The 11,370-nt window shown below is 40.5% G+C and carries 7 protein-coding genes; 3 read left to right on the forward strand and 4 right to left on the reverse strand.

Annotated elements, in window-relative coordinates; translation table 11 throughout:
• Nucleotides 1–34: 34 nt before the first annotated feature.
• Nucleotides 35–2,059: a S9 family peptidase gene (locus HHO47_RS01840; protein ID WP_169018343.1), complete on the forward strand. Its 2,025-nt coding sequence runs from the start codon at nt 35–37 to the stop codon at nt 2,057–2,059.
• Nucleotides 2,060–2,638: 579 nt separating this feature from the next.
• Here the strand turns inward: HHO47_RS01840 and HHO47_RS01845 are convergent.
• A complete protein-coding gene (locus tag HHO47_RS01845; RefSeq protein ID WP_169018345.1) occupies nt 2,639–4,240 on the reverse strand; it encodes an isocitrate lyase in 1,602 nt (533 codons plus the stop codon).
• A 261-nt stretch (nt 4,241–4,501) separates the two neighbouring features.
• Between HHO47_RS01845 and HHO47_RS01850 the strand changes: the two genes are divergently transcribed.
• Nucleotides 4,502–6,679, forward strand: a complete 2,178-nt coding sequence (locus tag HHO47_RS01850) for a malate synthase G (protein WP_169018347.1) — start codon at nt 4,502–4,504, stop codon at nt 6,677–6,679.
• Between the two features lie 73 nt (nt 6,680–6,752).
• On the opposite strand, the gene HHO47_RS01855 is transcribed toward HHO47_RS01850, so the two are convergent.
• From HHO47_RS01855 to HHO47_RS01865, 3 genes are all read right to left on the reverse strand, one after another.
• On the reverse strand, nt 6,753–7,478 hold the full coding sequence (locus HHO47_RS01855; protein ID WP_169018349.1) for a YebC/PmpR family DNA-binding transcriptional regulator: 726 nt from the start codon (nt 7,476–7,478) through the stop codon (nt 6,753–6,755).
• 323 nt (nt 7,479–7,801) lie between these two features.
• Nucleotides 7,802–8,320, reverse strand: coding sequence for a DUF6702 family protein (locus HHO47_RS01860; RefSeq protein WP_169018351.1), 519 nt, complete (start codon nt 8,318–8,320; stop codon nt 7,802–7,804).
• Nucleotides 8,320–10,761 (reverse strand): M1 family metallopeptidase, encoded by a 2,442-nt coding sequence (locus tag HHO47_RS01865; protein ID WP_169018353.1) that lies wholly within the window; start codon nt 10,759–10,761, stop codon nt 8,320–8,322. The genes HHO47_RS01860 and HHO47_RS01865 overlap by 1 nt, the downstream gene beginning before the upstream one ends.
• A gap of 344 nt (nt 10,762–11,105) precedes the next feature.
• On the opposite strand from HHO47_RS01865, the gene HHO47_RS01870 reads away from it, so the two are divergent.
• Nucleotides 11,106–11,345 carry a hypothetical protein gene (locus HHO47_RS01870; protein WP_169018355.1) on the forward strand — a complete coding sequence of 80 codons (240 nt, stop codon included), beginning with the start codon at nt 11,106–11,108 and terminating at the stop codon, nt 11,343–11,345.
• The last annotated feature ends 25 nt before the right edge of the window (nt 11,346–11,370 follow it).

Consider the following 11,370-nt stretch of genomic DNA (forward strand, 5'->3'; position numbering starts at 1 on the left):
CAGTATTAATGCTGTTTAATAACAAGGAATAAAAATGAAATTACTCTACCCTCTTACACTATTGGCTACGGTGAGTTTTTATGGCGTAGCAGCTCAAGCTAACAATACCTTAAAATTAGAAAATGTATTCGACCTTGAATATGCCAATCAAATTGCAATGACTAACGACGGTAAAACCGTCTACTTTGTTCGTAATCGCATGGATATTAAATCAGATAGTAAAGTTAGTAATATTTGGTCGGTCGATAGTAGTTCAAAGCAATTACAACCGCTTACATCGGGTGTACATATGGATTACTCCCCTGTCTTGTCGCCAGACCAATCACGTTTAGCGTTTATTTCAACGCGCGATGGCAGTAGCCAAATTTATGTAAAATGGCTAAAAACAGGCGCGGTTGCAAAAATTAGTAATCTTACTCAAAGCCCTGCAAGTTTGCAGTGGTCACCTAATGGTCGGCAATTACTGTTTAGCCAATTTGTACCGCGTAAAGTTAGTTCCCCGGTTAATTTACCAGGCAAGCCTGAAGGTGCCAGCTGGGCAGAGCCTGCTAAATTTATTGATGACGTATATTATCGTGCCGATGGCGGCGGCTATACCAAGCCTGGTTTTCGTCATTTGTTTACTATTGATGCCAATGGCGGTAATGCCCGTCAGTTAACCTCTGGCGACTTTGACCATGGCGGATCAGTCAGCTTTTCCAAAGATGGCAATACGCTTTATTTTTCAGCTAATCGTCATGCAGAGTTTAAGCTCAAACCAACTAACTCAGAAATTTATCAACTAACATTAAAAGATTTACAAATCACCCCTGTTACCGACCGAGAAGGTCCTGATCAGCAACCACAAATATCACCCAATGGGCGTTATCTTGCTTATACAGGTTATGATGATAAACGTACCAATTATGAAAATACCCAGCTGTATATTCGCGATTTAAAATCGGGTGATACCACCAGTTTAACCTCGGATTTTGACCGCAGTGTTGGGCAAATAAAATGGGCTGATAACTCAAAAGGTGTGTACTTTAGTTACGCTAGTGAAGGACAAACCGTACTCGCTTATCAACCACGCAGTGGTAAGCGTAAAATAGTGACTGAAAAAATTGGTAGTGTGTCATTTGGTCGCCCATATTCTGGAGGTGACTTTGATATAAGCGACGATGGTGATGTGGCAATCACGCTTGCAGATAGCCAACGCCCCGCTGATATAGCAATAGTTAAAAATGGTAAAACACAACGTTTAACAAAATTAAATGATGACGCGCTTGGTAATAAACAGCTGGCAAAAGTAGAAGAAATTTGGCTGAAATCAAGTTATGACGACTTACCTATTCAAGGTTGGGTCGCCTACCCTCCTGGGTTTGATAGTAGTAAAAAATACCCACTTATTTTAGAAATACACGGCGGCCCCGTGGCTAACTACGGTCCACACTTTAGCGCTGAAATACAATTATTTGCCGCTAAAGGTAATGTGGTTTTATATATGAACCCGCGTGGTAGTGATTCATATGGGAAGAAGTTCGCGCAAACTATTCATCACAATTATCCAAGTAACGATTTTGATGACTTAATGACAGGCGTTGATGCGCTTATTGGCAAAGGTTTTATTGATCAGTCAAAACTGTTTGTAACAGGTGGCTCAGGTGGCGGTGTTCTTACGGCGTGGATTGTTGGCCATACCGACAGATTTGCCGCCGCAGTTGTTGCCAAGCCAGTGATCAATTGGATCAGCTTTGTACTAACTGCTGACTTCTACCCATTCTTTGCTGATTACTGGTTCCCAGGTAAACCATGGGATCATATTGAGCATTATATGAAACGCTCGCCAATTAGCTATGTTGGTAATGTTAAAACACCAACCATGCTACTCACTGGTGAAGCGGATCACCGCACTCCGATTTCTGAGACCGAGCAATTCTACCAAGCATTAAAGCTACAAGGAGTTGATACTGCAATGGTACGTATTCCTGATGCATCACATGGCATAACAAAGCGGCCGTCAAACTTGATGGCTAAAGTAGCTTATATTCAATGGTGGTTTGATAAGCATAGTAAGTAAAAAGGGTTTAGGGGCTAGCTTTCAGATAAACCTAGCTCTTTTATCTCCTACTGACAGTCGCGGCTCACTTTTTGTAAACCCCCTTTACAATGATAACGTGAGTAATTCCTTACATACTTAAACAGTATCGGACTTTGTAAAAAATCGAGTTAGTAAAATTTCGGTTTATGACATTTTTTAGTCATTGAGTTAGTAAAAAATCGGTTTGAGCCACTGTTTATGGCGTTTAAGTTGGTAAAAAAGTGGTTTGTAGTCAGTTAGAGTTGGTAAAAAATCGGTTTGTATTTTTTAATTAATGGCTGATAACGGCCATTTTTATCAACATCCCCCCTTTCCAAAGAACTAAAAGCTGTTGAAATCGCTAAATTGATAAAAAATACCGCCAAAAAACTTACTTGATTAAACTCTGATCCAAAAATTAAAAATAAATCTGATGCTAGTTAAATACTGATCCAAGCCTTAGTTAAACTCTGATCTAAATGGGAAGGTTACAAGTGTAAAGCGAACACCTTCTGTAGTTGCTAGCATCAAAAAAGGGCCTTGCGGCCCTATGTAACATTGTTGAGTTGGGCTGTTATATTAGAACTGATTCATAGTATTTGCTTCGCCGCCCGCTTTAAGCGCATTCTCACCTGAGAAGTACTCTTTATGGGTATCTCCCATGTTAGAGCCTGCTAAGTCTTGATGCTTAACGGATGCTTGTTCGCGGCGAATTTCTTGACGCTGCACATCACGTACATAAGCCAGCATACCTAAGTCACCAAAGTAGCCTTCAGATAGAATATCGGTGCTCAATGCAGCCGTGTGATAAGTTGGTAGTGTAATTAAGTGATGGAAAATACCGGCTTCGCGCGCGCCATCACGTTGGAAGTTTTGTACTAACTCATCCGCTGCGACTGCAAGTTCAGTTGCATCCATCTCTGGTGCCATGAGCGCCTTATTATCATCAATACTTGGATAAGCAGATAGATCTTTGCCTTCGTCTAACCATTGTTGATAAACTTGCTCGCGGAATTTCAATGTCCAGTTGAAAGAAGGTGAATTGTTATAAACCAGTTTAGCGTCAGGAACTTGCTCTTTAACGCGATTAACCAGTTCAGCAATTTGTTTAACATGTGGCTTTTCGGTTTCAATCCACAGTAAATCAGCACCCGACTGCAAGCTGGTAATACAATCGAGTACCACTCGGTCTTTTTCTGTGCCTTCGCGGAATTGGTATAAACCATTATCAAGGCGAGTCGGCTTACATAATTGGCCGTTCAGCTTCATTGCCGTATCACCTTCATTTAAATCTTCAACACCGTTAATTGGCGTGGTTTCTAAAAACGCATTGTACTGACTAGCAAGGTCGCCAGGTGTTTGTGATACTGGCACTTTTTGCGTTAGGCTAGCCCCAAGTGAATCGGTACGTGCGACAATAATCCCGTTATCAATACCCAGCTCTAAGAACGCATAACGCACGGCGTTAATTTTTGCTAAAAAGTCTTCATGAGGTACAGTTACTTTACCGGCTTGGTGGCCACATTGTTTAGCATCAGATACTTGGTTTTCGATTTGGATAGCACACGCCCCCGCTTCAATCATTTTTTTAGCGAGTAGGTAGGTTGCTTCTTCATTACCAAAACCGGCATCAATATCTGCGATGATCGGCACCACATGACTTTCAAAGTTATCTATTTTATTAAGTACCGCTTGTACATCACCGCCAGTTGCTTTGGCGTTATCTAAGTCTTTAAATAAGTGGTCAAGTTCACGGGCATCCGCTTGTTTTAGGAAAGTATAAATTTCTTCAATCAACGCCGGTACTGAGGTTTTTTCGTGCATACTTTGATCCGGTAATGGGCCGAACTCAGAGCGCAGTGCAGCAACCATCCAACCACTTAGGTATACATAGCTGCGCTTAGTGGTTTTTTGGTGACGTTTAATCGCCATCATCATTTGTTGGGCGGTAAAACCATGCCAGCAGCCAAGCGATTGTGTGTATTGGCTGGTATCAGCATCATATGCAGCCATGTCTTCACGCACAATATTAGCTGTAAACTGGGCGATATCTAATCCGCTACGAAAACGATTTTGTAAACGCATACGGCTTGCATATTCAGGATTAATTGCTTGCCATGCATTACCTTGTGCTTGACAAAGTGTCGCTAAAGTATCGGTTTCACGTTGATAAGTAGTCATAATAAAAAATCCTTTGAACGGGTTAAAACTAAATTTTATTTATATGGTTGTATGGGAGGCTAAAGAGTTAATGCTCCGTAGCGCTTAAATCAACATTAGGCTGATTAGTTCGATTTAGTAAATTTATAGTTGTTATGCTGGCTATATATTTTGTGAATGACCAAAAGAACACTAATTACGTAGTTTTGAGTTATGGTTACAGCACGACTACTACAGCCAGTCATTTAATTAGCACCACGACCGTTTAAAAGGATATCGATTATGACTCTCTCTCACTGCCAATTTGGATTAACCGTAGATAACCAATTAGCCGATTTTATTAACCAGCAACTGCTACCCGGTACAGGTATTAGCGAACAACACTTTTGGCAAGGGTTTGCTGAAATTATTGATGATCTTACCCCACTTAACCGTGCATTATTAGTTAAGCGTGAAGATCTGCAACACCAAATTGATAGCTATCACCTAGCAAATAAACACTGGGATGCAACGCAATACCAACAATTTTTAACTGACATTGGTTATTTAGTCCCAGAACCCGATAATTTTTGCATTGAGACAGAAAATGTTGAGCCTGAAATAGCCCGCACAGCAGGCCCTCAGCTCGTTGTGCCAGTAAGCAACGCACGCTTTGCACTTAATGCAGCAAACGCGCGTTGGGGGTCATTATATGATGCTTTGTACGGCACTGATGTACTGAGTGAAGAAGATGGTGCGGAAAAAGGCAATACATATAATCCGGTTCGCGGTTTCAAAGTAATGGCTTATGCAAGGCAGTTTTTAGATAAAGCCTTACCTCTTGAAAATGGCTCACATATTGAAAGTACCAATTACTCGGTGGTTAATGGGCAACTCATCATCACCCTACGTGATAGCTCACAAATAGGCTTAAAACAACCATCTCAACTTGTTGGTTTCCAAGGTGAAGCACAAAATCCCAGTGCAATTTTATTACTCAGCCATGGCCTCCATATAGAGTTACAAATAGATCATAACCACAACATTGGTAAAGCCGATAAAGCGGGCTTAAAAGACGTCGTACTAGAAGCTGCACTTACTACCATCATGGATTGTGAAGACTCCGTTGCCGCCGTTGACGGTGAAGATAAAGTGCAAGTTTATCAAAATTGGTTAGGCTTAATGAAAGGCACTCTCGTTGAGTCATTCACAAAAGATGGCAAAACGATTGAGCGTGCACTCGCTAAAGACCGCAGTTATTCTGGTATTAATGGCAAACCGCTAAGTCTAAAAGGGCGTAGTATGATGTTTGTGCGTAATGTTGGCCATTTAATGACAACCCCCGCGATTCAAGATAGCCAAGGCCGCAACGTATTTGAAGGTATCATGGATGCAATGATCACGGTCACCGCCGCAATGCATGACTTAAACGGCAATAGTCCAGTAAAAAATTCAACGGCAGCCAGTATCAATATCGTCAAACCAAAAATGCATGGCCCTGAAGAAGTTGCTTTTACCAATACATTATTTAGTCGTATTGAACAGCTTTTACAGTTACCCAAAAACACCATAAAAATGGGCATTATGGATGAAGAGCGCCGTACCTCGGTGAACTTAAAAGCTTGTATTAATGCTGCTAAACAACGTGTGGTATTTATCAATACGGGCTTTTTAGACCGCACTGGTGATGAAATACATACCTCAATGCAAGCAGGCGTAGTATTACCAAAAACAGCCATTAAGCAGCAACCTTGGATCAGTGCTTATGAAGACAGAAATGTCGATATCGGTTTACAAACTGGGTTAAGTGGTCGCGCACAAATAGGCAAAGGTATGTGGCCAATGCCCGATAAAATGGCGTTGATGATGGAGCAAAAACTTACCCACCCACAATCAGGCGCTAATACTGCTTGGGTGCCCTCCCCTACTGCAGCCACCTTACATGCAATGCACTATCATGAGGTTGATGTGTTCGCCTGTCAAAAAGCGATTGCCCAGCGTCAACAAGCTAGTTTAACACAACTACTAACTCCGCCTTTGATGGTTGATCCTAATAGTTTGAGCAAAGAAGATATTCAGGCAGAGCTGGATAACAATGCACAAGGCATTTTAGGTTATGTAGTACGTTGGATTGATCAAGGTGTAGGCTGCTCTAAAGTGCCTGATATTAACCATATAGGGTTAATGGAAGATAGGGCTACCTTGCGTATTTCAAGCCAACATATGGCTAACTGGTTGCAGCATGGGATATGCACGCAGGCACAAATAGTAACGACCATGGCGAAAATGGCAAAAGTAGTGGATGCCCAAAATGAAGGGGATCCTGCTTATATTAATATGGCTGATCCCGCGCAAAGCTTAGCGCAAAGTATTGCATATCAAGCAGCATTAGCCCTTGTATTAGAAGGAGTTAAACAACCTAGTGGTTATACTGAACCATTATTGCATGCGTTTCGTATAAAATATAAAGCGCAACGATAACTCCCTTTCGAGTTTGTTCGTGTCATATTGCCAGCCCTCGGGCTGGCTTTTTTTGCTTAAATTATCCTTTAGCCTAATTCACTACAATGGCGTTATGATAAACGTTTTGTACGTCGTCACAATCTTCCAACATCGCAATGAATTTATCAAAATTAGCGATAACATCGGCATCAGTAATGTCTATATGCACTTGTGGCACAAAGGTGATTTCGTCAACTTCAAAATTAATACCCTCAAACGCCTCTTCTAATGCTGTTTTGGCTTTGTAATATTCTATATGGGGAGCAAAAACCGATACTTTACCGTCTTCAACTTCAACATCGGTTACATCAACGTCAGCCATCATTAAAGCTTCAAGTACCACTTCATCATCGTCACCACTAAAGCCAAGTACAGCCAAATGATCAAACATATGAGCTACACAGCCGGGCGTACCTATTTTTGAATCGGTTTTAGTAAACGGTAAGCGGACATCTTTAATAGTACGATTTGGATTATCTGTTAAACAATCAACAATCACCATACAATTACCTGGGCCATAGCCTTCGTAACGTGCTGTTGCATAATCTTCACCAGCTCCGCCAGCAGCTTTTTCTATCGCTTTTTCGATAACATGTGCTGGTACTTGATCTCGCTTTGCACGTTCGATTAAGCGTTTTAGCGACTGGTTTACTTCTGGATCAGGTTCACCATTTTTTGCTGCTACGTAAATTTCTTTACCGTACTTAGAATTAACTTTGGTTTTAGCATTGGCTGTTTTCGCCATGGAGCTTTTACGTACTTCAAATGCTCTGCCCATCTTATGCCTCTATTGGAAACTCGATATTGGCAACATTTTAACAATTTGCGCAGTATTGAGCTAGTGATTAAATAGCTACAGAATCACAATAATGACATTTTATTTGACACTTAACTTACATTTATAAAAGTTAAACAACATGCTATTTAACATAATATATATAACCAACTAAACGGAAGCATTTAAAAGTCGAGATTGTTGTGTTTGCCCTAAGTTATTTATTAACTTGAGCAATTGGACATGAAACGGAATATATTCGTATTGACTATAAAAACTAATAAAAACGCGCACAAAATTACTGTGCGCGTCGATTTGGGGACTGCCTACTGAGTTTGCTCTACCGCAGTATTAGCTGGTTCAAAACGTGCTTCTAACCAAGTGTCATCTTGGGCAAAGTAAAGTGTTTTCACTTTGCCTTGGCCTTCAACATTAACCATATTCACTTGTGCAGGCCATAAATCACGCAACGCACCGTGACTCATACGGATACCTTTAATATCGTTAGGGATTGGCGCTTCTTGGTAAACCCAAAAAAACTTACCATCAACTTGCGCACCCACTTCCTTCAGTACTAGCGGCTCACCATCGAGTGTTTGTAAAGCAACATGTGATTCTATGTAATCTACAAACCGTTGCTGATCTTCTTTATTACTAATAATATCAGCACCACTGGCAAATAAATGTTCCACAGCATGCTCGGTATCATGTAAATAAAAACGATGCATCAACTCAATATTACTCGTCCGCTTATTGAATAAAACAGTAGTTACTGATGCTTTAAGTTGATGCGCCATTGCTGGCATAACAGCTATAAAAGCAAGAATAATAAGCATAATACGCATTATTCTGGTTCCTTATCGCTGTCTTTTTCATCACCTGTTTTTAGTTCAGTTTTAATATCGTGCATAATATCACGGCTGACTTTGGCTTTACTTTGCTCTTTTTTATACACTTCAATACGTGAAGGGATAATACGACGAGGGTAGTTATTATTTTCAACATCTACGTCTGCAGTTTCCCAACGAGGATCAACCGTTACCGATACCAAAGGCTTGTTCTTATCAGTAATAATAAGTTTTTGCACATGTTTGTGGTTGCGACGCCAGATTTCGGCAGGGATCATACGCGCTTCTTTAGTACCATCTTCATAGGTAAGCTCAAGTAAAATTGGCATTACTAGGCCGCCTAAATTCGAAAATTCAAGCACGTAGTAGTTTTTATCTTCTGCGACTGCGCGATCCAGTACTTTACGCTCCCATGGCTCTAAGCCTTTTAAGAATTTATTGTACGAGTTGCGCTCTTTGTTTGTAACAGTGAAGCGGTCGTTTTCATCATAGAAATCCGTTACGTCGGTATTTTCTTCAATCCATAACTTTTTAGCTTCAGCTTTATTGCGTTCAACAAATAGTGGCATAGGTTTAGCCGCTTCAATATCACGTAAGCGATTAAAATCTATATCAGGGTTTTTGGTATCTAAACGTAATTGATAGACTTTATCGAGCGAGATATCAACATGATCAGTGCTATAAAACCAGCCACGCCAGAACCAATCTAAATCAACACCTGATGCTTCTTCCATTGTACGGAAAAAATCAGCAGGGGTAGGGCGCTTATACTTCCAACGCTGAGCGTATTCTTTAAACGCAAAATCAAACAGCTCACGGCCTAGAATAACTTCACGCAAAATATTCAGTGCGGCCGCAGGTTTGGTATAAGCATTGGGCCCTAAACGTAGTACGCTGTCTGATTGAGTCATTATTGGCACTTGATTTTCAGACTTCATATAGGCAACAACATCACGTGGTTCAACACCCCATGGAATAGTTGGATCCCATTCACGCCCAGCAACCCCATCTAAAAAGCTGTTTAAACCTTCATCCATCCAAGTCCATTGGCGCTCATCAGAGTTCACCACCATAGGAAAGTAAATATGACCAACCTCGTGGATCACCACGCCAATTAAAAAGCGCTTTTCAGCTTGTGAATAAGTACGCGAACCGTCATCCTGTAACTCAGTTCGTGGGCCATTAAAGGTGATCATTGGATACTCCATACCGCCGACAGGACCATTGACTGACTGCGCAACAGGGTATGGATAATCAAATGAAAAGCGCGAATAAACTTCCATCGTGTGTACGATTGCTTCGGTCGAATACTTCTTCCATAAATCGCCACCTTCTTTGGGGAAAAATGACATAGCCATCACTAATGGCTGATCATTACCGCCTTGTTGATAACCTTTTGCATCCCACATAAATTTACGCGACGACGCCCAAGCAAAGTCACGCACATTTTCAGCTTTAAAGTGCCATGTTTTGGTCTTCTCTGTGCCTTCTTTTTCATTTTCTAAGGCTTCATCTTCAGTAACGATAAATACTGGACGCTTTGTATTTTTGGCTTGTTCTAAACGGTTTCGCTGAGTGCGGGTCAGCACACTGCTAGCATTATCAAGCTTACCCGTTGCTGAGACGATATGATCGGCAGGAACCGTGATCTCAACATCATAATCACCAAATTCTAGCGTAAACTCACCACTGCCTAAAAAGGCTTTATTAGTCCATGCTTCGTAGTCTGTATAAGCAGCTAAACGTGGAAACCATTGAGCAAGTAAGAATATATCGTTGCCATCTTTTTCAAAGTGCTCATAACCAGAGCGAGCGCCAACGGCATCCTCTTCAACGATGTTAAAAGCAAAGTCCATACTAAATTCGGTGTCTTTACCTGGATTCAATGGTTCATTTAAGTCAATACGCATTAGCGTATCAACAACTGTAACTTTTAATTCTTTACCGTTGTCATCTTTAACATTAGCAATCGTAAAGCCAAGTTCATTGTCACTCATAAATTGTTGACGACGTAGCTGGCTTAAACTTAATTTAGTTGCTTTTGGTTGTGGATCTCCCTGCAAGGCAGAACCATTAAAAGTTGCGCTACGTTCTGCAATAGAGTCACTTTTAAAAATATTTTGATCGAGTTGCAACCATAAATACTTGAGTGTGTGTGGTGAATTATTTTTATACTCTATGGTTTGACTTGCTGTTAAGCGACGCGCTTTTTCATCAAGCTTTACATCGATGTCGTAATTAACATGCTGTTGCCAATATTTTTCACCAGGTTCACCTGCTGCACTGCGATAAACATTCGGTGTAGGCAGCACTTCATCAAGTTGGCGAAACTTATCAACATAACTGCCTTTTGTTTGCTCAACTGCAGAAGCCATAACAGTACTTGAGAGAGCTAACGGTAAAAATATAGCCCCAAAAGTTACAACTGCTTTTTTCATAATTAATCCTGTTAATTTTTCGTAAGCATACTTTGTCAAAATAGTAAGATATATTCAATTAAATAGCGATAAACCGCCGCATTTATAGGGTAAAAAATAACTAACACTGAAATACTGATGATTAACAACAAGGCAATTATTGTAAAGGGGGTTTACAGCAACTTTTGTACGAAATTCAGACTTGATTGCGGCTATTTTTGTATTAATGGCTAAATAATGAATTCTTTAGTTGACCTTTATAGTCATTTGTATTTAAAATCGCCCACTTTTTTGATTTGAGGGGTTAAAAGCGCCGCTTTTTTCCTCAAAAATGTTTCAACATACTAGTAAAATGCGGTGGGCATATGGATTTTTATATCCTAAAAAAACAACGAGAAGTAATTGCAATTCCAGCAGATGAACAAAGTTGTAAACAGTATTTAGATTCAGGTTATTTTTATATTGATAAAGTAGCTGCCTGTAACGAAACGAATGCGTTAAAAGTACTACAGGCCAAACAAACCAAAGCACTCAAAGTACCATTAGTGCTGGCATTGTTAGCTTTACCCATGGTGATCTTTGCTTGGTATAACCTAACAAGTTAAAGATTTAGCTTGTGCCCTTGCATCT

Source organism: Pseudoalteromonas arctica, assembly GCF_012927645.1.
Taxonomy (GTDB): Bacteria; Pseudomonadota; Gammaproteobacteria; order Enterobacterales; family Alteromonadaceae; genus Pseudoalteromonas; species Pseudoalteromonas arctica_A.